This window comes from Mesorhizobium sp. 113-1-2 (assembly GCF_016756475.1).
Taxonomy (GTDB): Bacteria; Pseudomonadota; Alphaproteobacteria; order Rhizobiales; family Rhizobiaceae; genus Mesorhizobium; species Mesorhizobium loti_C.
The window spans coordinates 6,161,481-6,185,428 of the sequence record NZ_AP023242.1 but is presented as its reverse complement, the minus strand read 5'-3'; the positions used below and the strand labels follow the sequence as shown (position 1 = coordinate 6,185,428).

Here is a 23,948-nt window from a genome sequence, read left to right as displayed (position 1 = left end):
GAACGAGACGATGATCAAGAAACAAGACAGACGCCTGAGAGTTGGTGTGCTCGGCTGCGGCCCCATCGCGCAGTTCGCGCATCTGCAATCCTGCGCCAAGGCCGGCAATGCCGATCTCTACGCCATGTGCGACGCGGCCCCCGACTTGCTCGCCCGCATGGGCGCCACCTACGAGCCGCAAAAGATGTATGCCGATTATGACGCCATGCTCGCCGATCCCGAGCTGGAGGCGGTGATCGTTGCCACCTCGGACGCCTATCACGTGCCGATGTCGATCAAGGCGCTCGACGCCGGCAAACATGTTCTGTGTGAAAAGCCGATCGGCACCTCTGTCGAGGAAGGCGAGGCGCTCGCCGCGGCGGTGAAGCGTTCGGGCAAGGTGCTGCAGGTCGGCCACATGAAGCGCTTCGATCCGGCGCTGGAGGCCGCGCGCGACTTCGTCCGCGATGAGATGGGCGAGGTGCTGGCGCTGAAGGCCTGGTACTGCGATTCCACCCACCGCTACACCAACACCGACGCCATTCAGCCGCTGCCCGTCACCAGCAAGCTGGCGAGGAAACCTTCGGGCAATCCGAAGGCGGATCTCAGGCAATATTTCATGCTGGCGCACGGCTCACATCTCGTCGACACGGCCCGCTTCCTGTGCGGCGAAATCCTTGCTGTCCGCGCGCGCCTCAACGAACGCTTCGGCGCCTATTGCTGGTTCGTCGAAACCGAATTCGCCAGCGGCGCGCTCGGCCATCTCGACCTGACCGTCGCCGTGCGCATGGACTGGCATGAAGGTTTCCAGCTCTATGGCGAGAACGGTTCGGTCATCGCCAAGACATTCAACCCCTGGTATTTCCGCGCCAGCGAGGTCGATATTTTCCACGAAAAGGACGCCACCTCGCGCAAACCGCTCGGCGCCGATGGTCATTTCTTCCGCCGCCAGTTGGAAGGCCTTGCCGACACCGTGCTGAACGGCACGCCGATGCGTGGCGCCAATGTCGAGGACGGCATCGCCTCGATTCGCGCCATGGTCGCCATTGCCCGCTCAGTGGAAACGGGCGAGCGGGTCGGACTCGCCTCCGTTTCGGGTGCGGTCTGATGCGCCTCGGCATCTTCGCCAAGACGTTTGCGGGCACTGACCCCGCCGCCGTGCTGGCCGCGGTGAAGCAGGCCGGATATGAGACGACGCAGTTCAATCTTGCCTGCGCCGGCCTGCTGTCTATGCCGGATGCGGTACCAGCGGATGCCATCGCTTCCATCCGCGCTGCCGCACAATCATCAGGCGTTTCGCTTGCGGCACTCTCTGGCACCTACAATATGGCGCATCCCGACAGGGCCGTGCGCGACGATGGCCTCCGGCGCCTCGCCGTCGTCATCAAGACGGCAGCATCCCTTGGCATCCCGCTGGTCACGCTCTGCACCGGCTCGCGTAATATTGCCGATCAATGGGCCTATCATCCCGAAAATGCCACGCCTTCCGCCTGGTTCGACATGGCTGCCGAAATGGGCAAGGCCCTGGCGCTGGCCGAGGATGCCGGCGTCGATCTCGGCATCGAGCCTGAGCAGGCCAACATCGTCACCTCGGCCAGGGACGCGACGCGCCTGATCGCCGACATGCGCTCGAAGCGCTTGAAGATCGTGCTCGACCCGGCCAACCTGTTCGACTACGCGACGCCCGGCGAAGCGCGCGCCATCGTCGCTGCCGCGATCGACGAAGCCGCCAGCCACATTGCCATGGCACACGCCAAGGACCGCCATGGTGACGGCCGCTTCGCCACGTCAGGGCAAGGCATTGTCGATTTCCCGGATTTCGTCTCGCGGCTGAAGGCCGTGGGTTTCGACGGCGCGCTCGTCACCCATGGGCTGTCCGCCGATGAGGCGCCCGATGTCGCTGTCTTTCTGCGGGGGCTGCTCTGATGGGCGCCGCGCCGACGATCATGCGGCGCGACGATGCCGCGCTTCGTGTCTTCGACACGGGGCAGGGCAGGCTTCCAATTATCTTCCAGCATGGCCTCGGCGGCGATGCCGCGCAGGTGGCGCAGAATTTTCCCGACGGCCCGTCACGCCGCCGGCTGACGGTCGAAAGCCGCGCGCAAGGTGGCTCCGGCGCCGGCAGCAAACGACCGTTCACGATCGCGATGTTCGCCGACGATGTACTGGCTGCCGCAGACGCGGCCGGCCTCGACCGCTTCGTTGCCGGCGGCATTTCGATGGGCGCGGCGATCGCGCTGCACCTCGCGAGCCGGCACCCCGACCGTATCCTTGGCCTGGTGCTCGTGCGTCCCGCCTGGGCCTTCGACGCAGCGCCACAAAACATGCGGCCTTACGTCGAAGTGGCGGAACTCATCCGCCGGCTCCCGCTGGCTGGAGCGCGCGAAACCTTCGCGTCCTCCGCGACATCGGCCCGCTTTCGCAGCGAGGCGCCGGACAATCTCGCCTCGCTGCTCGGCTTTTTCCAGCGCGAGAATGCGATCGTCTTCGCTGAGGTGATGCAGGCGATCGCCAATGATGGGCCTGGCGTGACGCGGGCGCAAGCCGCCAGCCTCGCAATACCCACGCTGGTCATCGGCAGCGGCATCGATCTCGTCCACCCCCTGGCGACCGCCCGCGATCTCGCCGAAACCATCCCAAATGCGGTCTTCGCCGAGGTGACGCCGAAGGCCATCGACAAGGAACGCCACTTCGCCGAAATCCGCGCCGCCATCGGCGGCTTTCTCGACAGACATTTCAACAAACAGGACCCATCATGACGTCAAAGCCCCTGTCAGGCCCGGCGGCCATCGCCGCATTGCCGCGCGATCGCTTGATCGCCGAATTCTCGCTCTGGTCAGCCAATCTCGCCAATTTCGAGAGCGATCTCAGGCGAATCGAACCCCATGTCGACCTGCATCACATCGATGTGGCGGACGGCCATTTCGCGCCGTCCTTCCTGTTCTTCCCCGATCTCGTCGCCCGCATCGCCGGGCTGACGGCCAAGCCCATCCATGTCCATCTGATGGTCGATGCGGGGATCGTCGAAGCGCAGACGCGGCAGTTCATCGAGGCCGGCGCCGACATGATCAGCGTCCATGCCGAGAACGGCGAGGCGGGATTGCGCGCCGTGCGGCTGGCCCGCGAACTCGGTGCCGAAGCCGGCGTCGTGCTGAGGCTGGAGACGCCGGTCGAGGCAGTAAAACCTTTCGTTTCCGAGGTCGCCTTCGTCACGCTGCTCGGCACCGCGATCGGCGTCAAGGGCCAGAGCCTGTCGGAGAAGGCCTGCGACCGGCTGGGTGCCGCCCGTGCCATTCTGCGGGAGGCCGGCCGCGAGGCGGCCGTCGTGCTTGCCGCCGACGGCGGTATCCGCCACGAGACCGTGCCGTTGCTGCGTGCCGCCGGTGCCGAAACCGTCGTTCTGGGCTCGCTCGCCTTCGGCGACAAGGATCTGGCCGGCCGCATCGGCTGGCTGCATGGGCTGAAGGTCGCGGCATGACCACTGAAGCCGCCCTTGCGATCGATCTTGGCGGCACCGAGCTTCGTGCCGCGCTGGTCGATCGTGACGGCAAGATCCTGGCCTTCGCCGCCGTGCCGACACAGGCGCAGGCCGGACCCGACGTGGTGATCGGCCAGATCGAGGCGCTGGCCGCGACCGTGCATGCCGAGGCGCCGGGCCTCGCCATTGTCGGCGTCGGCGTCGGCGCGCCGGGACCGCTCGACCCGCTGGCCGGCATTGCCGTTGGGCCGCCGACGCTGGCCGGCTGGCAGGACGTGCCGCTGGCCGACATCCTCGAGCGCCGGCTCGGCCTGCCGGTGCGGCTGGAGAACGACGCCAATGCGGCAGCACTTGGCGAATGGCGCTTCGGTGCCGGCCATGGCGCTCGCTCGCTGGTCTTCGTCACGGTGTCGACCGGCATCGGTGGCGGCGTCGTTGCCGACGGGCGCATCCTGCACGGCCGCCGTGGGCTGGCCGCCGAGATCGGCCATATGACCATCACCAATGAGGGCGAGCGCTGCGTCTGCGGCGTCGTCGGCTGTTTCGAGGCCATCGCCTCGGGAACCGCACTTGGCCGCCGTGCCAATGCGGCGACGTCGGCCTTCGACGGCTCGACGCTGCGGCGTCTCTCGGCCAATGCCGAGGTCACCGGCCGCCACGTGGTCGAGGCGGCGCGGCTGCGGGACGACCTCGCTCTGGCCTTGCTCGAGGAGGAGGCGCGCTGGCTGGGCGTCGGCTTCACCAATCTGCTGCACCTCTATTCGCCCGACGTGCTGGTCGTCGGCGGCGGCATCGCCAATGGTCTCGACCTGATGCATCCGGTCATCGAGGCGACCATCCGGCAACGCGCCATGCGCGCCTATCGCGACGTGCCGGTGGTGCAGGCGCAGCTCGGCCGTCATGCCGGGCTGGTCGGCGCCGCCAGCCTCGTCCTGTTCGATGATGGCAGCCTGGCCGCCCGCATGCCGGTCGGTCCAAGCACGTTTCCAGAAGCGAGGCGGGACCTCAGTGGCTGACACGTCAATCTAGAAATGGCCGGAGGCGCGATGCCTCCGGCCATTTGGTGTGCGACCGCGGATTACTCGGCGGGAACGACATCCGCCGGCAGGCTGTCGTCGGCCGTGCCGGCCAGGGCTCTCGCCAGCTTTGCTTCGTCGAGCTCGCCTTCCCAGCGGGCGACCACCAGCGTGGCGACGGCATTGCCGACGAAGTTGGTCAGCGCCCGGCACTCCGACATGAAACGGTCGACGCCGAGGATCAGCGCCATGCCGGCGACCGGCACCGAAGGCACGACGGAAAGCGTCGCGGCAAGGGTGATGAAGCCGGCTCCGGTGATGCCGGCGGCACCCTTGGACGAAAGCATCGCCACCAGCAGCAGCAGGATCTGGTCGCCCATCGACAGGTGGATGTTCGTCGCCTGGGCGATGAACAGCGCCGCAAGCGTCATGTAGATGTTGGTGCCGTCGAGGTTGAAGGAATAGCCGGTCGGGATGACCAGGCCGACCACCGAGCGCTTGGCGCCGGCCTTTTCCATCTTCTCCATCAGCGAGGGCAGGGCCGCTTCCGACGAGGAGGTGCCCAGCACCAGAAGCAGCTCTTCCTTGATGTAGCGCAGCAGCGACAGGATGGAGAAGCCGTTGTAACGGCAGACCGCACCCAGCACGACGAACACGAACAGCAGCGACGTTGCGTAGAAGGTGCCGACCAGCATGGCGAGGTTGATGACCGAGCCGATGCCGTATTTGCCGATGGTGAAGGCCATGGCGCCAAAGGCGCCGATCGGGGCGGCCTTCATCAGCACGCTGACCAGCTTGAACATCGGCGCCATCAGCGCCTGCAGGAAGTTGAGCACCGGAGCGCCCCTGTCGCCGACCAGCGCCAGCGCGATGCCGAACAGCACCGAGAAGAACAGCACCTGCAAGATATCGCCATCGGCGAAGGCGCCGACGATCGTGCCGGGGATGATGTTCATCAGGAAGCCGGTGACCGACTGGTCATGCGCCTTGGCGGCATAGGTGTTGACGGTGGAGGCATCGAGTGTTGCCGGGTCGATGTTGAAGCCGGCGCCCGGCTGCACGACATTGGCCACGACAAGGCCGATGATCAGCGCCAGCGTTGAGAAAGTGAGGAAGTAGAGCATCGCCTTGCCGGCGACGCGGCCGACCTTCTGCAGGTCGCTCATACCGGCGATGCCGGTCGCGACCGTCAGGAAGATGACCGGGGCGATGATCATCTTGACCAGTTTGATGAAGGCGTCGCCGAGCGGCTTCATGCTCTCGCCGACAGACGGATAATAGTGGCCGAGCAGGATGCCGACGGTGATCGCCACCAGCACCTGCACGTAGAGTTGGGCATAAAGGGGCTTGCGCTGCGCGGCGGCCGCGCGTGATTGGTCTGCGATGTGCATCGAACTCTCCCTGGCCGGATGGACGGAAACCGCCCTGCGTGACTTCTCCCATCGCGGCGTTCCGGTCGCCCGCCGCTGGAAGGAGTTTTGCAAGCGCTGTGCCAGATCGGGGAAAGCCCGGAATCCCTGGATTCCGGGCATTCTTCAGCGGCCTTTGGTGGAGGTTTGTGCGGATTTCCGCACGCGGAAAGTTTGCTTGGGCGGAATTTCGCATTAGAGTGACCTCTAACCCGCTAGCAAAGGGAGAGGACAGACGTCGCAGGCAGGCACCGATAGTGGCCCCACCGGGTTTGCCGGTCGCGACTTGTTGCGTGAGGCGGTGGCCCGGCTGCGCGACGGCCGCTGGCTTGTCGTCTTCATCGCCCTGGCGATCCTGGCCGGCGCGATCGCCATCGCGGGACGCATCGCCACCGGCCAGGCGACCAACGATCTGCGCGACACAGCGCTTGCCGCTTTGCCGCTGGCGGCGGGAACGCTGACCGGCGAGATAGAAAAACAGCGCCTGGTTCCCTTGGTGCTGGCCCGCGACGATGCGGTGCGCGGGGCGCTGCGCCGGGCCGGAAAGATGCAGGAAGCGGCCCTCAACGACAAGCTCAAGGCGATCGCCAGTGACGCCTCGGCATCGGCCATCTATGTCATCGATACGGCGGGCATCGCGATATCGGCCAGCAATGCCGGCGAGCCGACGAGCTTTGTCGGCATCGACTATAATTTTCGCCATTACTTCAACGAGGCGATGGCGAAGGGCTCTGCCAGCCAGTACGGCCTCGGCACGATCAGCGGCCGCCCGGGACTCTATCTTTCGAGCCGCGTCGACGACAACGGCAAGCCCCTGGGTGTCGCGGTGTTGAAGGTCGAGCTCGACGGCGTCGAAGCCAATTGGCGCTCCAGCGGCTTTCTTGTTTTCGTCACCGACGAACGCGGCGTCGTGCTGGCCACCAGTGAGCCCAAATGGCGGTTTCATGCACTGGCGCCGCTCTCCGCCCAAGACGCCGCCGCTGCCCATGAGCAGCTGCAATTGCCGGACGCCGCCTTCGAACCGCTGCCGATACGGCGCGGTGCCGGCGACGGCCTGGCGACGATAGAGAGCCCGGGCAAGCCGCGCCAGTTCGTCGAGGTGGTGCAGGACCTGCCCGGTGCGGTCCCCGGCTGGCGCCTCTGGCTGCTGACACCGGCGGACGCCACTCTCTCATCGGCCGCCAACACGGCGCGGCTGACGACGCTGCTCGGGCTGCTGCTGACCGGTCTGCTTGCTTACGTCTTCACCAGGCGCCGCCGCACCCGCCGTCTGCGGCAGGAGGCGCTGGCGCGCATGAATGCCGAGCTGGAAAGCCGGGTCAGCACCCGGACGGCCGAGCTGACGCGCTCCAACACCGCCCTTGCTGGCGAGATCGCTGAGCGCGAAAATGCCGAGGCCAAGGTGCGCCGATTGCGCGACGATCTCGCTCAGGCCAACCGGCTCTCCATCCTCGGCCAGATCGCCGCTGGCGTGGCGCATGAGATCAACCAGCCGGTTGCCGCGATCCGCACCTATGCCGAGAATGCCGGCCGTTTCCTCGAAGGTGGCAAGACCGAGCCGGCAAGCGGCAATCTGACCTCGATCGTCTCGATGACCGAACGCATCGGCGCCATCACCAATACGCTGCGCACCTTCGCCCGCCGGCCCGGTGTCGCCGCCTCGCCTTTGCCGGTGCGCGAGGCGATCGACGGCGCGCTGTCGCTGCTCTCCGGCCGCATCCGCGATTCCGGCGTGACCATCGTCAAGCCGCGCGGCACTGCCTCGCCATTGGTGATGGCCAGTCGTATCCGGCTGGAGCAGATCCTGGTCAACTTGCTGCAGAACGCGCTCGACGCCATGAAGGACCAATCCGACCCCCGCATCGAGATCGAACTCGCCGAGCGCGACGATCGGGTGCTGATTTCGGTGCGCGACAATGGCCCCGGCCTTGGGCCGGAGGCGGCCGGCAATCTTTTCATGCCGTTCCAGACCACCAAGGAGAAGGGGCTCGGCCTCGGGCTGGTGATCTCGCAGGAGATCGCCCAGGAATTGGGCGGCTCCTTGCAGCTCGACCCCGGCAGCGCCAAAGGCGCGTCCTTCACCATCGATTTGAGGCGAATTGAATGAACGAGGGATCCGGGTTGGTCGCACTCGTCGATGACGATGCTGACCTGCTGCACGCCACCACGCAATTGCTCGAGCTTGCCGGCTTCACGGTGGTCGCCCGCGATGCCGCCGAAGCAGCACTTGCCGTCGTCGACAGGGACTTTGATGGCGTCGTCGTCAGCGACATCCGTATGCCGGGCATGAACGGCCTGCAACTGTTCGACCGCATCAAGGCGATCGACCCGGACATTCCGGTGATCCTGGTCACCGGACATGGCGATGTCGATCTTGCGGTGGCCGCGCTCAAGGACGGTGTCTACGATTTCATTCCAAAACCCTATGCCGGCGATCGCCTTGTCGAGGCGCTGAAACGGGCATCGGAGAAGCGGCGGCTGGTGATAGAAAACCGGCGGCTGCGCGAAGCAGCCGCTCTGGCCGCCGACGGCCTGCCGCTGATCGGCGAGGCGCCGGCCATAAGGCGGCTGCGCGAGACCTTGCGCCAGATCGCCGACATGGATGTCGACGTGCTGGTGGAGGGCGAGACCGGAACCGGCAAGGAAGTGGTGGCCGACCTCTTGCACCGCTGGGGCAGGCGCCGCGCCAAACCCTTCGTGGCGCTGAACTGCGGCGCCCTGCCGGAGACCGTCATCGAAAGCGAGCTGTTCGGCCACGAGGTGGGCGCGTTCACCGGCGCGCAGCGGCGGCGGATCGGCCGCGTCGAGCATTCCAGCGGCGGCACGCTGTTCCTCGACGAGATCGAATCCATGCCGCCGGCCCTGCAGGTCAAGCTGCTGCGGGTGCTGGAGACACGCAGCCTCACGCCGCTTGGCTCGAACGAGATCCGGCGCCTCGATTTGCGGGTCGTGGCGGCAACCAAGGTCGATCTCGGCCGGCCCGACCAGCGCGGCGATTTCCGCGAGGACCTCTATTTCCGCCTCAACGTGGTGACGCTGCGCATCCCGCCGCTGCGCGAGCGGCGCGGCGACATCCCGATGCTGTTCGGCCATTTCCTCGGCAAGGCAGCGGAACGCTTCGGTCGGCCCGTCGCCAAGGTGAATGCCGCGGTCAGCGATCATCTCCAGTCGCATGCCTGGCCGGGCAATGTACGCGAGCTCGCGCATTTTGCTGATCGCGTCGCGCTCGGTCTCGGCCCTGACGACGAGACGAAGGCGGTTTCCCCTCAGTCACCGGAGCCGGCGGCCTCGCTGCCCGAACGCGTCGGCCATTACGAGGCGCAGCTCATCCGCGATGCGCTGCGCGATCATGGCGGCGATGTGCGCGGCGCCATCGACGCGCTCGGCGTGCCGCGCAAGACTTTTTACGACAAGCTCAAGCGCTACGGCATCGCGGCATCCGAGTTCCGCAATGGCGGCGATCCGCACTCTGCTCGAGAGCAGACATAGATTGCGCGGACCTCACGCTTCACAACCCTTCATCCCATCCAGCCATGCATTCCGGAAACCGCCATGAACACGACACTTGAAACAACGGCAAATCCCTTGCCGCAAGACCTCACATTTCTCGGCGAACAGCTGACGGCATTCAACGACGGCGATGTCGGCGCATCGGAAAGAAAGGCGCTCGCTGTGTTCGTGCGCGACGAGAATGGCGCGGTCGTTGCCGGCATTTCGGGCTACACCGCCTGGGGCTGGCTCTACGTGCAGTGGCTGTGGGTCGATGAAAGGCTGCGCGGCCAGCATATGGCGGGCCGGATGCTGGACGCCGCCGAGCGGGAAGCCGTGGCGCGCGGCTGCAACAACGCCTGGATCGACACCTTCAGTCCCAGCGCCGCCAAGGTCTACCAGCGCCAGGGTTATGTGCCCTTCGGCACGCTGGCCGATTTCCCCGTCGGTCGCAGCCGCATCTTCCTGCAGAAGAAACTGACTTAACCGGCGAGCTTTCCGCCGCGCATCGGCTGCGGCGCGCCGGTGGTGCTTGGAAAACTGATCGGCAGGCCGCGCAACACGCGCACCGCTAGGAAGGCAAAACACTCGGCTTCCACCGCATCGCCGCTCCAGCCGAGGCTTTCGGCCTGCACCACCTCGACGCCGGCGCGGCTGGCCAGCATTGCCATCATTGTCGGGTTGTGGCGGCCGCCGCCGCTGACCACCAGCTTTTTCGGCCGGGTCGGCAAAAGGTCGAGCGCCTTGCCGACGGCGCCGGCGGTGAAGGCGGTTAGCAGGGCCGCGCCATCCTCGGCGTCGAGGCCATCGGCCATCGCGGCGCCGAAGTCGAAACGGTCCAGTGATTTGGGGTAGGGCTTGCTGAGATAGGGATGCTGTAGCAGCTTGGCGAGCCTTGCCTCGTCGACCGTTCCCGCGCGGCCAAGCGCGCCGTCGCGGTCCATGTCGCCGAGGCCCTTCGACTTGATGAAATCGTTGAGCGGCGCGTTGGCGGGGCCGGTGTCGAAGGCAACGACATTGTCGGCGCCATCCCACCAGGTGACATTGGCGACACCGCCGAGATTGAGCACTGCCACTTCGCCGCTGGCGCCGGCGCTGCGCATCAGCGCGGTGTGATAGGCGGCGGCCAGGGGCGCGCCTTGCCCGCCGGCGCGCATGTCGGCCGAGCGGAAATCATAGGCGACCTTGGTGCCCAACAGGGAATGCATCAGCTCGCCGTCGCCGAGCTGCCGCGTCTGGCCGAGCCGTCCGACCTGCGGCGCGCGATGCAGCACGGTCTGGCCGTGAAAGCCGACGACGCCGATATCGGCCATCGTCATGCTGTAGCCTTCGACCAATTCCTTCACCGCCGCCGACTGGGCACGCGTCAGCGCTTCCTCGGCCTTGCGGAAGATCGCCGGTTCCGGCCCGACAAAATTCCAGGCCCTTGCAGCCGTCAGCGTCTCTTCCAGCAGCGAGCGGATCGATTGGGGATATGGCATCAGCCGGTAGGTGCCGAAATCCTCGATCCGCTCGCCATCGGTCTTGATCAGCGCGACGTCGATATTGCCGTCAAGCACCGTGCCGGTCATCAGGCCGACGGCCCAGATTGGTTCCATTGTCCTAGTCCCCGTTGATGAGATCGCCGACCGTCTGCCGCAGAGAGATGATCCCGCTGTCGAAATGACGTGTCGGATGGATCCGGTTGGTGAGCAAGGTCCAGGCCTTGCCCTTGTCGAAATCGATCCACAGGCCGGTGCCGGTAAAGCCGGTGTGGCCGATGGTTCCCGGGCCGCACAATGAACCACCCGACCAGCCAGCATAGGGACGTTCCCAGCCATGGGTGCGGGTCGCGGACAAGGGCGTGCGCATCAGCGCGATCGAACGTTCGGATGCGCCGCTGCCGGTCAGCAGCCCTTGCGCGAAATCCAGCACCGAATCCGCCGTGCCGAACAGGCCGGCATGACCGGCGCCCTGCAACGCCGAGCAATTGTCGTCATGCACTTCGCCGGACAGAACGCGGTGACGCCAGGTGCAGTCCTCGGTCGCCGCGGCAACATCCGGCTCTGTCCCCCAGGCAAATCCGGGACCGGGGTCCATGTCGCGGATGGTCTTGCTCGACAGCCGCTCGAGCGCAAAGCCGAGCAGGATGAAATTGATGTCGGAGTAGACGGGGTCGCGGGCCTGCCATTCGCGCTGCAGGATGAAGGCGCGCAGCAGCTCGGGGTCGCGTCCGTAAGTGTAGATCGGCTCGACGGCGGGGAAGGGCGTCTGATGGCCGAGGCACTGGCGAAACGTCACCTTCCGCTCCCAGGCCTGTTGATCGTACTGGCGAAGGTCCGGCAGCACCGAAATCAGCGGCGCATCGAGATCGATGACGCCATCCTCCGCCAAGGCCAGGATGCGCGGCGTGGTGAAGATGATTTTGGTCAGCGACGCCAGGTCGAACCAGGTTTCGGCGGTCATCGGCCGCTGCTTGGGCACAAGTTGCGCAGAGCCGATTGCCCTGGTGATGCGGTGGCCATTGCTGTCGACAATGCCGAGCACGCCGCCGGGAATGCGGCCCTCTACTACCGCTGCTTCCAGCGGTTGGAATGCTCGGTCGAAGAGCTGGGCGAGGTCGCTCAATGCCAGCCTCCATCTGACAGGCGTGGATCCGTCACACCCCCCTCTGTCCTGCCGGACATCTCCCCCGCAAGGGGGGAGATTGGCAGTATTGATGTTCCGCCAACCCTCCAACGTTGGAGATTGGCGAAAGTCGCGACGGCATCCGATCTCCCCCCTTGCGGGGGAGATGCCCGGCAGGGCAGAGGGGGGTGCTGTCCCGCCAACCTCGGATATCCCAGGGCCATCACGCTTCCACCCTCGCCATATGATCCCGGCCAAACTGCTCCCACCGCGCCGGCGCCGGCTCGAACCCCTGCGGGCGCACAAGCGAGGGCACCTGGCGTGTGTCGATCTCGAAATGCTCGCGCCGCCGGTCGATGGTCGGAACGGCGGCGATGAGTTTCTTCGTATAGGAATGCTTCGGCCTCGACAGCACCGATGCCGCGTCGCCGATTTCGACGATCTGGCCGGCATAGATGACGGCGATGCGGTGCGCGATCCGCTCGACCACCGCCATGTCATGCGAGATGAAGAGATAGGCGAGCCCAAAGTCGCGCTGCAGGTCGACCAGCAGCTCCAGCACCTTGGCCTGCACCGAGACATCGAGCGCCGACACCGCTTCATCGAGAACGACCACGGACGGGTTGAGCATCAGCGCACGGGCAATGCACAGCCTTTGCCGCTGGCCGCCGGAGAATTCATGGGGATAGCGCTGCAAGCTATTCGCAGGCAGGCCGACGCGTTCCAGCAGGCTCGCCATTCTGGCCCGCGTCTCGGCATCCACGCGGCCGCCGGTGGCGATCACCGGCTCGGCCAGGATGCTCTCGATGCTGAGCCTCGGATTGAGCGAGGCATTGGGGTTCTGGAACACCATCTGCACGGGCTTGGCGCTTTGCTCGGCTGAGGCCTTTCGGGCGCCGACCGAGAAACTGCCGCGCGTCGAGCGCACCAGGCCGAGCACCGCCTTTGCGGTTGTCGATTTGCCCGAACCGCTCTCGCCGACGATGGCCAGCGTCTCGCCCGGCATCAGGTCGAAGTCGATGCCGTCGACCGCGTGCACCGCGCCGGTGGCGCGGCTGAAGAAATTGCTTTTGAGAGGAAACCGCACCACGAGGCCGTCGACCCTCAAGGCCGGTTCCTTGCTTGCGCCCTTGTCGCGTCGTCCGTCCGCGCGTGTCGCGCTTCCCCTGGCGAAATGCGGCACGGCGTGCAGCAGATGCTGCGTGTAGAGGTGCTGCGGCCTGTCGAGGATCTGGTTCAGTTCGCCTTGCTCCACGGCCTGCCCGTCCTGCATCACCATCACCTTGTCGGCGATGCCGGCAACCAGGCCGATATCGTGGGTGATGAAGATCATTGACATGCCGGTCTCGCGCTTCAATTCGGCCAGCAGCGCCATGATCTGCGCCTGCACGGTGACGTCGAGCGCGGTGGTCGGCTCGTCGGCGATCAGCAGGCGCGGATTGCAGGCGAGTGCGATCGCGATCATCACCCTTTGCAGCATGCCGCCCGAGAGCTGGTTGGGCGTGTATTTCAGCCGCCGCGCGGCATCGGGAATGCGCACGCGATCGAGCGCATCCTTGGCCGCCGCCGTGGCCTGTCGGCCGGTCAGGCCGCGATGCAGCCGGAAGGATTCCTCGATCTGCGAACCGATGGTCAGCACCGGATTGAGCGAGGTCATCGGCTCCTGGAAGATCATGCCGATCTCGGCGCCGCGAATGCCGCGCAGCTGCGGTTCAGTGGCGCCCATCAGGTCGAAGATGGTCCCATCGGCCCGCTTCAGCTGCATCGAGCCGCCGGTGATGCGGCCGCCGCCGAAATCGATGAGCCGGTTGATCGACAGCGCGGTGACGGATTTGCCCGAGCCGCTTTCGCCGACAATGGCCAGTGTCTCGCCATCGGCGAGGTCGAAGCTGACGCCGCGCACCACTTCATTGGCTTGGCGGTCGCGGCCGAAGCCGACGCGAAGATCCCGAATGGACAGCAGCGGGCTCATGCCGTCGCCCTCCGCATCCTCGGGTCGAGGATATCGCGCAAAGCGTCACCCAGCAGGTTGAAGCCGAGGATGCTGATCATGATGGTCAGCCCCGGAAAGATCATCAGCCAGGGCGCTGTCTCCATCAGATTGCGGCTGTCGCTCAGCATCAGCCCCAGCGAGGCGGCGGGCGGCTGCGTGCCGAGGCCAAGGAAGCTCAAGCCGGCTTCGGTGAGCAGCGCCCAGGCCAGCGCCAGCGTCACCTGCACGGTCAGCGGCGCCACCAGATTGAGCAGCAGATGGCGCGTGACGATGTAGCTCGAACTGCTGCCGAAGGTGCGCGCCGCGTCGACGAATTCACGCGCCTTGAGCGAAAGGGCAGGGCCGCGCACCACGCGGGTGAAGATCGGCGTGTAGACGATGCCGATGGCGATAACGCTGGTCCATGTGCCCGGTCCCGCGACGGTGACGATGAGCAGCGCCAGCAGGATGGCCGGAAAGGCCAGCAGCACATCCATGATGCGCATCACCACGCCATCCCAGCGGCGTCCGAGCCAGGCGGCCGCCAGCCCGAGCACGGTGCCGGCAAGGGTGGCGAAGGCCACAGAGAAGAAGGCGACCGTGAAGGATTGCCCGATGCCGGCCATCAGCCGGCTGGCCACGTCGCGGCCGAACAGATCGGTGCCCATCCAGTAGGCGCCGTTGGGCGCGTGCAGCCGGTCGATGCGGAACTGCGTGATCGGATTGTGCGGCGTGAGCCCAACCAGGCCGAGGATGGCGATCAGCAAATAGACGCCGACGATGACACCGCCGATGCGGCCGCTGCCATGGCCGAAGATGGCGCGCAGGATGCGCATCACTGCTCTCCCAGCCGGATGCGCGGATCGAGCCCGACATAGGCGAGGTCGACCAGGAGATTGACGATCATGAAGTTGAAGGCGATGAACAGCACGGCGCCCTGCACCAGCGCGTAGTCGCGCTGCAGGATCGCGTCGAGCACCATGCGCCCGAGGCCGGGCAAGGCATAGATCTGCTCGACGATGACGGCGCCGCCCAGGAGATAGCCAAACTCGATGCCGCTCAACGTCACCACCGGGATCAGCGCATTGGGGAGCGCATGCCGCCAGACGACGCTGCGCGCCGACGCGCCCTTGCTGCGCGCGGTGCGCACATAATCGTCGCTCAAAACGTCGAGCATCGCCGAGCGCGATATGCGCGTGACCGACGCGGCGAAAGCAAAGCCGAGCGTGATGGCGGGCAGGATCAGCTGGCTGAGATTGCGCAAGGGATCCTGCCAGAGCGGCGCGAATTCGCCCATCGCCGGCAGCACGCCGAAGCCGGCCGACAGCGTGTAGATGATCAGGAGGCCGAGCACGAAGCTCGGCGTCGACTGGCCGATCATGGCGACGATGCGCACCCCGAGATCGGACGGTTTTTCGTTGTGAGTAGCGGCGTAGATGCCGGCCGGCATGCCGACGGCAAGCGCGATGATCATCGACAGCAGAGCCAACTCCAGCGTCAGCGGGAAGCGTTCAAGGATGACGTCGAGCACCGGCCTGCCATAGGTCACGGAGATGCCGAAATTGCCGTGCAGGATGCCGCCGATCCAGCGCCAGTACTGGACGAACCAGGGCTGGTCGATGCCGAAATAGGCGGCGAGCGAATCCCGTTGTGCCGGCGTCAGCAGGCCGGCTTCGGTGCCGAGCATTGCCGTGATCGAATCGCCAGGCACCATCCGGATCGCCACGAAGACCAGGATGGACACGCCAAGCAGGACGAGAGGAAACGTTGCCAGTCGTCGCATCAGATAGTTCACGCGAAGAAGTCCTCTCGTCCGATGCCTGTGCCGGCTACTGCTGGATGGTAACCTTGCTCAAGCTGAACAGCGTGCCGGTCGGCGTCGGCACGAAGCCGGCGATGTTCTTCTGCTGTGCCGTATAGCTGTAGGAGGTGTAGAGCCAGATCCACGGCGACATCTCGGCGAGGTGCTTTTCGAATTCGGCGAAGATCGCCTTGCGTTTGGCCGGGTCGGTCTCGGCGCGGCCCTGCTGCATCTGGCTGTCCAGCGTGTCGTCGATGTAGTTGGCCACCTTCTGCAGATTGCCTGCCTTGGTCCAGTAGCGGTTGTACATGGTGTAGGGGTCGGCGCGGCCGCCATTGAGCGCGATCGCCATGTCGAAATCGCCCTTCAGCCAGGCATCGACATAGACGTTGAGCTCCATCATCTTGATGTCGAGCTTGACGCCGATTTCAGCGAGCTGCGACTGGATGACCTGGGCTTCCGCGGCCGCCGTCGGCGGCTCGCCGGTGGCGCCGATCACCGTCGCCGAAAAGCCATCGGCAAAGCCGGCCTCAGCCATCAGCTTCTTGGCCTTTTCGACATCGCGCTTGTAGCAGAACAGCTGGCTCGGATCGGTCGCCAGTGCCGGTATGGTCAGCGGTCCCGTAACCTTGCCTTCGCCGAGCGAGGCAGTGTCCAGCACTTCCTGCCGGTCGATGGCGCAGGAGATCGCCTGGCGCACCTTGAGCTCGGTCATCGGCTTGCGCGACGGGTTGAGCTGCAGCACGTGATAGGAGAGCACAGGCACGCGGTTCAGCTGGAGGCTGGCCTCCTTCGGCACCAGCGTGGCGACCAGCGGATCATTGAGCAGCGCGAAATCGATCTGCTTGGTGCGCATGGCGGCAAGGATCGCCGCTTCGTCCGGCAGCACGCTGATCTCGATGCCGTCCACACCGGTCGCGCCGCCGGCCCAGTCCTTATTGGCGCTCAAGACTTCCTTGGCGTTGGGGTCCCATTTGTCGAGCTTGAACGGGCCCGAGCCGACCGCCTTGGTGCCGACCGAGCCGGCCTTGATTTCGGCCGCCGGGACGATCGCCGCATTGACGTCGCTCATCGCCGTCAGGATCGGCACGTCGGGCTGCGACAGATGGAACACGACAGTCGCCGCATCGGGCGTGTCGATGCCGGCGGTCGACAGGAAATTGGCGCGGGCGGCCGCCCCCGTCTTCTCGTCGAGAATGCGCTCGAACGAGGCCTTGACGTCGGCTGGGGTGACGGCCGTGCCGTCCTGGAACTTCGCCTTGGGGTCGAGCTTGAAGGTCAGTTCCTTGCCATCCTTGGAGAACTCCCAGGATGTGGCGATTGCCGGGATGATCTGCAGGCTGGCATCGACCCGCACCAACGGTTCATAGATCAGTTCCAGGAGCCGCAGCGACGAAAAGGCCGTCTGCTTGTGCGGGTCAAGCCCGGTTGCGTCCTGCGACCAGGCCATGTGCAACGTCGCCGCCTGCGTCGAAACCACACCCACGCCGAGCATCGCGACAACCGTGATGCCCGACAGCAGTGTTCTTGTGAGATGCCCTATCATTTTCGTCTCCCATTATGATTTGACTTGATGCCTTGCAGTTCTGCCGACCGCTTCCAAGGCACACATGCTTCGGAGTATCGGCCCAGTCTATGCGGCTTCGCGCCGTCTTGTCTAAAGCGGCCTCTTGCCGTTTTGTCCCGGGCGGCTTCATGCCGTCCTGTCGCTGATTGCCTTTCGCAGGAAGCCTCCAGCCTTGCCGAGGGCAGCCCGCGCCGTCTCGGTATCGAGGCCGGTGATCGTCACCAGGATCGCCAGCTTCACGTCATTGCTTGTCTGGTGGAGTGCCTGCCTGGCCTGCTGCGCCGAACAGCCGGTGGTCTGCATGACGATCCTTGTTGCCCTCGCCACCAGCTTCTTGTTGGACGGGTTGAGGTCGACCATCAGATTTTGAAAACTCTTACCGATGCGGATCATCGAGGCGGTGGTCAGCATGTTGAGCACCAGCTTCTGCGCCGTCCCAGACTTCAGCCGGGTCGAGCCGGTGAGCACCTCAGGCCCTACGACGGGCGAGATGGCGATGTCGGCGATGCCGGCAATGGTCGACGCCGGATTGCAGGACAGGGCAACCGTGGTGGCACCCACCTGCTTGGCATAGTTCAGTCCGCCGATGACATAAGGCGTGCGCCCGCTGACCGCGATGCCGACCACCACGTCGTTCGGTGTTAGTCCGATCTCCTGCAGCGCCCTGGCGCCCATTTTCCGATCATCCTCGGCGCCTTCCGTCGACCTTACCAGCGCGTCCGAACCGCCGGCGATCAGGCCGATCACCATGTCCTCGGGCACGCCGAAAGTGGGCGGGCATTCCGAAGCGTCGAGAACGCCGAGCCGCCCGCTGGTGCCGGCGCCGATATAGATCAACCGCGCGCCTTTCTGGAAGGCAAGCACGATGCGGTCGACCGCAGCCGCGATCTCCGGCAGCACCTTTTCGACGGCAGCCGGGACAAGCCTGTCCTCGTCATTGATCTTGCGCAGCACGTCGATGGTCGGCAGCAGGTCGATATCCATCGTCCGCGGGTTGCGGCCTTCGGAAACCAGCAGGTCCAGCTCAGACATCAACCCTTGCTCGGTCATTCCAGTGCTTTCAAAAATCATGCTGCCCGGACGGCTCAACGGGCACCAGGGCATACGGACCTTGGGTCCGTCATCGCAATTTTTCTTTGTTAACTTTTTAGAATTGGATATTCGTATCGTCAACAGGAAATTGGAATATTTTATTCCTGCCTCTGCTAAGCCTGCCGTGCACAGAGCGACCGCTTGGCGAGGATGATCGCGCCGGACACGGCGTCGCCGTCGGCGGGCTTCAGGCGGCGCCTGACATCGGGCGAAAGCCAGGGTTCGAGCGGGCTGGCGAGGCCGCCCAGCAAGGTTACGCGCGGCGCGCCTTTCTCGAACAGCACCCGCACCAGCGTGTCGATCTGCTCGGCGGCACTTTGCACGATGCGCCGTCCGGCCGGGTCGCCCTGGTCGGCATGGCGCATCACCATCGGCGCCAGCGCCGCGTAATCCGTGGCGCTGGCGCGGTCCATCCAGGCGACCGCCTCCATCGGATCACCCTCGAAGCGCTGCATCACCTCCGCCAGCAGCGCCGTCCGCTCGTGCCGGCCGTCATGGCCGCGCAGAGCCAGCTGTACCGCCTTCAGGCCAAGATCGGCGCCGCTGCCTTCGTCGGAAATCGGAAAACCGTAGCCGCCGACGCGCAAATCGCGGCCTTCAGCGAAGCCAAGGCCGATCGAACCGGTGCCGGCAATGACGATGGCACCATCCTGACCGGAATGGGCGCCCAGGCAGGCGCCGACGCCGTCGCTGACGAAATCGATGCTGGCAAAGGGATGCGCGATCGCCCGCAACGCTTCCAGCGCACCCTTGCGGCCGATGCCGGCAAGGCCGATGCCGGCGCGAATCCGGGCGGTCTCAGCTGGCCCGAACCCCGTCTCCTCGATCGCCGCGCCAAAGGCTTTGGCAATCGAGGCCCAAGCCGTGTCGATGCCGAGCCGCGTTGTCGCCGGGCCGGACAGGCCTTGTCCCAGCACGTTGCCTTCCGCGTCCTCGATGCGAGCCCGGCAGCCGGTGCCGCCGCCATCGACGCCGAGAAAATAGTCCGGGCCGCTCATGGGCTCAGCCGCTCGATATCGGCGCCGCAAAGACGCAGCTTGCGGTCCAGCTTCTCATAGCCGCGGTCGAGGTGATAGACGCGGTTGATGATCGTCTCGCCCTCGCTGACCAGTGCCGCCAGCACCAGCGACACCGAAGCGCGCAGATCGGTGGCCATCACCTGCGCGCCATGCAGTTTTTCGCCGCCGCGCACCAGCGCCATGGTGCCCTGCAGCTTGATGTTGGCGCCGAGCCGCATCAGTTCCGGCACATGCATGAAGCGGTTCTCGAAGATGGTTTCGCGCAGCAGCGACGCGCCGTCAGCGCAACACATCAGCGCCATGAACTGCGCCTGCAGGTCGGTCGGAAACCCCGGATAGGGTTCGGTCGTGAGATCGACCGCCTTGAGCGGCCGCTCGCGAGACACGATCAATCCGCGATCTCCAGGCCAGACGCTGACGCCGGTGGCCTCCAGCAATTGCACGACAGAAGCCATGTGTTCGAGCCGGGCATGCGTCAGTTCAAGCTGACCGCCGGTGATCGCCGCGGCAATCGCATAGGTGCCGGCCTCAATCCGGTCCGGGATGATGTCGTGCCGAGCCGCGTGCCATCTGGTGCCGCCGGCGATCAGGATGCGGTGCGTGCCGGCGCCCTCGATGCGCGCGCCCATCGCGTTGAGGCAAGCGGCGAGATCGGCCACTTCCGGCTCGCGCGCCGCGTTGAGGATTTCTGTTTCGCCTTTGGCCGTGGTCGCCGCCATCATGGCGGTCTCCGTTGCCCCGACCGATGGCGAACTGAGCACGATGCGGGTGCCGGTTAGCCCGTTTGGCGCCGAGGCGACGATCAGGCCATTCTCGATGGCGATGCGGGCGCCAAGTGCCGCGAGGGCGGAGACATGCATGTCGACCGGCCGCGCGCCGATGGCGCAGCCGCCGGGCAGCGAAACGCGGGCATGGCCGAACCGGGCGAGCAGCGGCGCCAGAACCAGCACCGTTGCGCGCATTTTGCGCACCGTGTCATAAGACGTTTCCTTCGACACGGCGGCACTGGTGTCGATCGTCGCGGCATGGGCCGACCGCGTCACCTCGGCGCCATGAAGCCGCACCACGCCGAGCATGTTTTCGACATCGGTCACATCTGGCAGATTGGTCAGTTCGAGCGGGTAGGGGCTGAGCAGGGCGGCCGCGATCTGCGGCAAGGCAGCGTTCTTGGCGCCGGATATGGTGACCGCGCCTTCCAGTCTACGCCCGCCGACGATCCGCAATCTGTCCATGGCTGAACCCTTGTCTGGCGAAAGCCGGGCGGCGGTCTCTCCGGGAGAGCCATTCGATTCCCAAGCCTGGCCAGTTCGAGAATTAATTCTGCGTTCTTGGCTGTCAATCGAAATTGGAATATTTTATTCCTATAAGCATCGAAGCGCGCCAGAGGGTTCATGTCCGTTCTCAAGCAGATCCATGCGAAGCTCGACGGCATGGCGCCCGGCGATCGCGAGATCGGCCAGTACATCGTCGACAATCCCGACCAGATGCTGCGCCTGTCGACGGCAGCCCTTGCCGCCGAGATCGGCCGCAGCCAGTCGAGTGTCGTCAAGTTCAGCCAGAAACTCGGCTATGCCAGCTACCAGGAACTCAAGCTCGCCGTCAGCGAGGCCAAGGCGCAGGCCTGGCAGGTGCCGGCCGGCGTCATCCACGGCTCGATCGAGGTCGGCGACACCTACCCGGTCATCCTGAAGAAGCTGATCGGCAGCAAGCTTCTGTCGATGCAGCAGACCGTCGCCGCCAACACTGAGCGCATCATCGGCCGCACGCTGGAGCTGCTGGATGGCGCGCGCCGCATCCATCTGGTCGGCGTCGGCGCCTCCTCGCTGGTGGCGCGCGATTTCTCCTACAAGCTGATGAAGCTCGGCCGTAATGTGCTGCACGACAGCGACAGCCACATCCAGATGGCCAATGCCGCGACGCTCGGGCCCGGCGACGTGCTGTTCGCGCTGTCCTATTCCGGCGCCAGCATCGAAACTTTGCGCATCGCCGAGCTTGCCCGCAAGCGCGGCACGATGGTGATCGCCGTCACCGGCCTGCACGACAATCCGCTGAGCCGCGTCGCCGACATCCGCCTCTTCACCATCGCCGACGAGGAGCGTGCGCGCTCCTCGTCCATCACCGCGCGCGACGCGCAGCTGACGCTGACCGACCTTTTGTTCATTCTGCTGGTGCAGAAGCAGCCGGACGCCAACGACTATGTCCACAACAGCGAGGCGGCGGTCTCCGTGCTGAAGGCCGAGCGGTCCTCGTAGGCGTTACCAAGTCGTGTGCATCTTCAGCTTGAACGAGCGGCCTTCGCCGTAGGAGCAGGTCAGCGTCGTCTGGCAACTGGCGACATAGGTCTTGTTGAACAGATTGGTGACGTTGAGATCGACGCCCCAATTCTCCTTCTCGTAGCCGAGTTTCAGATCGGCGAGCGTGACGGCCGGCACCTTCGCCGTGTTCTCGTTGTCGGCCCATGAGGAGCCAATGTAGCGCAGGCCACCGCCGACCGAGATGCCGTCATACCAGTCGCCGCGGAACGTGTAGTCGACCGAGGCCGAGGCCATAACCTCCGGCGCGATGAAGGGTGTCTTGCCGATCAGCGCCGGATTGGCATCCTTAGTGATTTCGAGATTGTAGGCCGTGAATGCGCCCGAAATCCGGAAATCATCCGTCACATTGACCTTGCCTTCGAGTTCAACGCCGCGCGAGCGTACTTCGCCGGTCTGCATCTGTGTGAAGAGCGTGACGTTCGAGGGCACGTTCTGGCGCGTCAGGTCAAACAGCGACACGGTGAACAGGCCATCGACAAAGGTCGGCACATACTTCACGCCGACTTCATATTGCGTACCCTCTTCGGGCTTGAACAGATTGCCGATCGCGTCGGTGCCGATGATCGGATTGAAGAAGGTTGCGATGCTGGCATAGGGGGTTACGCCGTTGGCGAACTCATAGGCGAGGCCGGCGCGGCCGGAGAAGTCGCCGACGGTTTGGCTCTGCGTGCTGGAACTCGCCGAGTAATAGGTCGGACGATTATCGGCGTCGAGCCAGCCACGGTCGTAGCGGCCGTTCAGCGTCACCAGCCAGCCATCGCCGATGCGCAGCTGGTCCTGCGCATAGAAGCCGAGCTGCTGCTGGGTCAGGTTCTGGCTGAGATAGCTGACGCGTGGCGTCAGCGGCGATCCGTATACCGGATGGAAGGCATCAATGGGATTGTCGTAGTTGGGATCGTAGAGACCAGAGGACTGCACCTGATCGATGTTGTAGTACTTGAAGTCCAGACCGGCGAGGATCGTGTGCTCGATTGGACCGGTCGTCACCTTGCCCTCGATCTGGTTGTCGAGAAGGAAGGTCTTTGCCGTGGTGTCGTGGTCGAAATTTATTCGCGCCAGGTCGGTAGGCCCGCCGGTGAGCGACCAGCCGTTCGGATAGACACTGACCTCATTGATATCGGCGGCGGTGAAGCGGGCGTTGGAACGAACCGTCCAATCATTGTCCAATTCGTGTTCGAACTCGTACCCGATCGAGCCCTGTTCGCGCTTGTAGAGATCGATGCTCGGTTCGGTGAAATTCGCATCGGGGTCGATGCGGCCGTAGTTTACGCCGCCGACTATGTGGTCCGTTACCGTGCCGTCATAGGGCAAAAAGCTGCCGCCATTGTGGTTCTCGTCGATGTGGCTGTAATTGGCCAGGATGGTCAGCGTGGTCGCTTCGTCCGGCTTCCAGCTGATGCTGGGCGAGATGAAGCCGCGCCAGCCGTTCTGGAAGTCGCTGTAGGTGTCGCCGCCGGCGATCTTGCCATTGATGCGGTAGCTGACCGTGCCGTTGCTGGCCACGTCGCCAATGTCGAAGCCGAGATAGACATTGCCGGCATCGTTGACGCCGGTCTCGACAGTGCGCTTACGTTCGAGCTCCGGCCGCTTGCTGACATAGTTGACCAGCCCGCCGGGATTGCTGCCGCCATAGAGTACGGAAGCCGGGCCCTTCAGCACCTCGATGCGCTCGAGCCCGAAACTGTCGACATAAAAGCCGCCGAAGCCATAGCTGAACAGCTGCAACCCATCCATGTAGGTGCCGGTGGCGGTCGCCTGGAAACCACGGATGAACAGCCAGTTGGTGTCGCTGTCCGGGCCGAAGGGCTGGGCGAAGACGCCGGCGGTATAGCGCAGGGCCTCATCCACCTTCTGCGCGCCCTGGTCGTCGATCTCCTGCCGGCCGACCACGGAGACGGATTGCGGGATGTCCTTGATGTCGGTTGCCGTCTTGGAGCCGGTCGTGGTCTTCTTGGCGACGACACCTTCGACCGGGTCGGTCGCGCTGCCGCCAGCCTCGCCCTCGACCACGACAGGCTCAAGCTGGGTGCCGGCAGGTGCCGTTTGAGCAAAGGCGTCGATCGGCGGGATCATCGCGACGGCGGCGACACTGGCCGCCAGAAGCGCCTTCATCCGGTAAAGTCTGCTCATCAGGAAAGTCCCCACCTGTCGTCGTTGAGATACTTGATCATTTATCTCAACTTATAGGCAGGTCATTGGACGGA

20 protein-coding genes are annotated in these 23,948 nt (G+C 65.1%); 9 read left to right on the top strand and 11 right to left on the bottom strand.

Features of this window, described 5'->3' with window-relative positions; translation table 11 throughout:
• Positions 1–10: 10 nt before the first annotated feature.
• From JN279_RS30115 to JN279_RS30095, 5 genes are read left to right on the top strand one after another with little or no spacing between them, the layout of a single operon-like run.
• Entirely contained in the window at positions 11–1,087 is a 1,077-nt protein-coding gene (locus JN279_RS30115) for a Gfo/Idh/MocA family protein (protein WP_202350976.1), read from the top strand.
• Entirely contained in the window at positions 1,087–1,905 is an 819-nt protein-coding gene (locus JN279_RS30110) for a sugar phosphate isomerase/epimerase family protein (RefSeq protein ID WP_202350975.1), read from the top strand. The genes JN279_RS30115 and JN279_RS30110 overlap by 1 nt, the downstream gene beginning before the upstream one ends.
• Positions 1,905–2,738, top strand: a complete 834-nt coding sequence (locus JN279_RS30105) for an alpha/beta fold hydrolase (RefSeq protein ID WP_096455584.1) — start codon at positions 1,905–1,907, stop codon at positions 2,736–2,738. Before JN279_RS30110 ends, JN279_RS30105 begins: the two co-directional genes overlap by 1 nt.
• Positions 2,735–3,457 (top strand): ribulose-phosphate 3-epimerase, encoded by a 723-nt coding sequence (locus tag JN279_RS30100; protein ID WP_096455586.1) that lies wholly within the window; start codon positions 2,735–2,737, stop codon positions 3,455–3,457. Before JN279_RS30105 ends, JN279_RS30100 begins: the two co-directional genes overlap by 4 nt.
• On the top strand, positions 3,454–4,473 hold the full coding sequence (locus tag JN279_RS30095; protein ID WP_202350974.1) for an ROK family protein: 1,020 nt from the start codon (positions 3,454–3,456) through the stop codon (positions 4,471–4,473). Before JN279_RS30100 ends, JN279_RS30095 begins: the two co-directional genes overlap by 4 nt.
• Positions 4,474–4,535: 62 nt before the next feature.
• Here the strand turns inward: JN279_RS30095 and JN279_RS30090 are convergent, their stop codons facing one another.
• Positions 4,536–5,864 carry a dicarboxylate/amino acid:cation symporter gene (locus JN279_RS30090; protein ID WP_096455590.1) on the bottom strand — a complete coding sequence of 443 codons (1,329 nt, stop codon included), beginning with the start codon at positions 5,862–5,864 and terminating at the stop codon, positions 4,536–4,538.
• Positions 5,865–6,168: 304 nt separating this feature from the next.
• Here JN279_RS30090 and JN279_RS30085 point away from each other — a divergent pair, with 304 nt between their 5' ends.
• From JN279_RS30085 to JN279_RS30075, 3 genes are all read left to right on the top strand, one after another.
• Complete coding sequence (locus tag JN279_RS30085; RefSeq protein ID WP_096455592.1) at positions 6,169–7,989, top strand: sensor histidine kinase; 1,821 nt, start codon at positions 6,169–6,171, stop codon at positions 7,987–7,989.
• A complete protein-coding gene (locus JN279_RS30080) occupies positions 7,986–9,371 on the top strand; it encodes a sigma-54-dependent transcriptional regulator (RefSeq protein WP_096455594.1) in 1,386 nt (461 codons plus the stop codon). The genes JN279_RS30085 and JN279_RS30080 overlap by 4 nt, the downstream gene beginning before the upstream one ends.
• Before the next feature lie 63 nt (positions 9,372–9,434).
• The gene (locus JN279_RS30075; protein ID WP_096455596.1) at positions 9,435–9,857 is read left to right on the top strand and encodes a GNAT family N-acetyltransferase; all 423 of its coding nucleotides are present in this window, start codon (positions 9,435–9,437) and stop codon (positions 9,855–9,857) included.
• On the opposite strand, the gene JN279_RS30070 is transcribed toward JN279_RS30075, so the two are convergent.
• The 9 genes from JN279_RS30070 to murA form a co-directional block, all read right to left on the bottom strand.
• Positions 9,854–10,969 carry an anhydro-N-acetylmuramic acid kinase gene (locus tag JN279_RS30070; RefSeq protein ID WP_096455598.1) on the bottom strand — a complete coding sequence of 372 codons (1,116 nt, stop codon included), beginning with the start codon at positions 10,967–10,969 and terminating at the stop codon, positions 9,854–9,856. The genes JN279_RS30075 and JN279_RS30070 overlap by 4 nt on opposite strands.
• A gap of 4 nt (positions 10,970–10,973) precedes the next feature.
• The gene (locus JN279_RS30065; protein ID WP_096455600.1) at positions 10,974–11,978 is read right to left on the bottom strand and encodes a serine hydrolase domain-containing protein; all 1,005 of its coding nucleotides are present in this window, start codon (positions 11,976–11,978) and stop codon (positions 10,974–10,976) included.
• 223 nt (positions 11,979–12,201) lie between these two features.
• Positions 12,202–13,950 carry an ABC transporter ATP-binding protein gene (locus JN279_RS30060; protein ID WP_096455604.1) on the bottom strand — a complete coding sequence of 583 codons (1,749 nt, stop codon included), beginning with the start codon at positions 13,948–13,950 and terminating at the stop codon, positions 12,202–12,204.
• Positions 13,947–14,786, bottom strand: coding sequence for an ABC transporter permease (locus JN279_RS30055; RefSeq protein ID WP_096455606.1), 840 nt, complete (start codon positions 14,784–14,786; stop codon positions 13,947–13,949). Before JN279_RS30055 ends, JN279_RS30060 begins: the two co-directional genes overlap by 4 nt.
• Positions 14,786–15,745 (bottom strand): ABC transporter permease, encoded by a 960-nt coding sequence (locus JN279_RS30050; RefSeq protein WP_096455608.1) that lies wholly within the window; start codon positions 15,743–15,745, stop codon positions 14,786–14,788. The genes JN279_RS30055 and JN279_RS30050 overlap by 1 nt, the downstream gene beginning before the upstream one ends.
• A 34-nt stretch (positions 15,746–15,779) precedes the next feature.
• Entirely contained in the window at positions 15,780–17,297 is a 1,518-nt protein-coding gene (locus JN279_RS30045) for an ABC transporter substrate-binding protein (protein WP_096455610.1), read from the bottom strand.
• Positions 17,298–17,444: 147 nt separating this feature from the next.
• A complete protein-coding gene (murQ, locus tag JN279_RS30040) occupies positions 17,445–18,368 on the bottom strand; it encodes an N-acetylmuramic acid 6-phosphate etherase (protein ID WP_096455612.1) in 924 nt (307 codons plus the stop codon).
• Positions 18,369–18,523: 155 nt separating this feature from the next.
• Positions 18,524–19,408, bottom strand: coding sequence for an N-acetylglucosamine kinase (locus tag JN279_RS30035; RefSeq protein WP_096455614.1), 885 nt, complete (start codon positions 19,406–19,408; stop codon positions 18,524–18,526).
• Complete coding sequence (murA, locus tag JN279_RS30030; protein ID WP_096455616.1) at positions 19,405–20,661, bottom strand: UDP-N-acetylglucosamine 1-carboxyvinyltransferase; 1,257 nt, start codon at positions 20,659–20,661, stop codon at positions 19,405–19,407. The genes JN279_RS30035 and murA overlap by 4 nt, the downstream gene beginning before the upstream one ends.
• A 159-nt stretch (positions 20,662–20,820) precedes the next feature.
• On the opposite strand from murA, the gene JN279_RS30025 reads away from it, so the two are divergent.
• A complete protein-coding gene (locus tag JN279_RS30025) occupies positions 20,821–21,681 on the top strand; it encodes a MurR/RpiR family transcriptional regulator (protein ID WP_202350973.1) in 861 nt (286 codons plus the stop codon).
• A 3-nt stretch (positions 21,682–21,684) separates the two neighbouring features.
• Here JN279_RS30025 and JN279_RS30020 read toward each other — a convergent pair whose 3' ends face one another.
• Positions 21,685–23,874, bottom strand: a complete 2,190-nt coding sequence (locus JN279_RS30020) for a TonB-dependent siderophore receptor (protein WP_244734190.1) — start codon at positions 23,872–23,874, stop codon at positions 21,685–21,687.
• Between the last annotated feature and the right edge of the window lie 74 nt (positions 23,875–23,948).

Coding starts and splice junctions, on each gene's coding strand:
- JN279_RS30070 (WP_096455598.1), bottom strand. CDS start 10,969: ATGGAACCAATCTGGGCCGTCGGCCTGATGACCGGCACGGTGCTTGAC.
- JN279_RS30025 (WP_202350973.1), top strand. CDS start 20,821: ATGTCCGTTCTCAAGCAGATCCATGCGAAGCTCGACGGCATGGCGCCC.
- JN279_RS30045 (WP_096455610.1), bottom strand. CDS start 17,297: ATGATAGGGCATCTCACAAGAACACTGCTGTCGGGCATCACGGTTGTC.
- JN279_RS30090 (WP_096455590.1), bottom strand. CDS start 5,864: ATGCACATCGCAGACCAATCACGCGCGGCCGCCGCGCAGCGCAAGCCC.
- JN279_RS30095 (WP_202350974.1), top strand. CDS start 3,454: ATGACCACTGAAGCCGCCCTTGCGATCGATCTTGGCGGCACCGAGCTT.
- murQ (WP_096455612.1), bottom strand. CDS start 18,368: ATGACCGAGCAAGGGTTGATGTCTGAGCTGGACCTGCTGGTTTCCGAA.
- JN279_RS30055 (WP_096455606.1), bottom strand. CDS start 14,786: ATGCGCATCCTGCGCGCCATCTTCGGCCATGGCAGCGGCCGCATCGGC.
- JN279_RS30100 (WP_096455586.1), top strand. CDS start 2,735: ATGACGTCAAAGCCCCTGTCAGGCCCGGCGGCCATCGCCGCATTGCCG.
- JN279_RS30105 (WP_096455584.1), top strand. CDS start 1,905: ATGGGCGCCGCGCCGACGATCATGCGGCGCGACGATGCCGCGCTTCGT.
- murA (WP_096455616.1), bottom strand. CDS start 20,661: ATGGACAGATTGCGGATCGTCGGCGGGCGTAGACTGGAAGGCGCGGTC.
- JN279_RS30020 (WP_244734190.1), bottom strand. CDS start 23,874: ATGAGCAGACTTTACCGGATGAAGGCGCTTCTGGCGGCCAGTGTCGCC.
- JN279_RS30115 (WP_202350976.1), top strand. CDS start 11: ATGATCAAGAAACAAGACAGACGCCTGAGAGTTGGTGTGCTCGGCTGC.
- JN279_RS30060 (WP_096455604.1), bottom strand. CDS start 13,950: ATGAGCCCGCTGCTGTCCATTCGGGATCTTCGCGTCGGCTTCGGCCGC.
- JN279_RS30080 (WP_096455594.1), top strand. CDS start 7,986: ATGAACGAGGGATCCGGGTTGGTCGCACTCGTCGATGACGATGCTGAC.
- JN279_RS30075 (WP_096455596.1), top strand. CDS start 9,435: ATGAACACGACACTTGAAACAACGGCAAATCCCTTGCCGCAAGACCTC.
- JN279_RS30035 (WP_096455614.1), bottom strand. CDS start 19,408: ATGAGCGGCCCGGACTATTTTCTCGGCGTCGATGGCGGCGGCACCGGC.
- JN279_RS30110 (WP_202350975.1), top strand. CDS start 1,087: ATGCGCCTCGGCATCTTCGCCAAGACGTTTGCGGGCACTGACCCCGCC.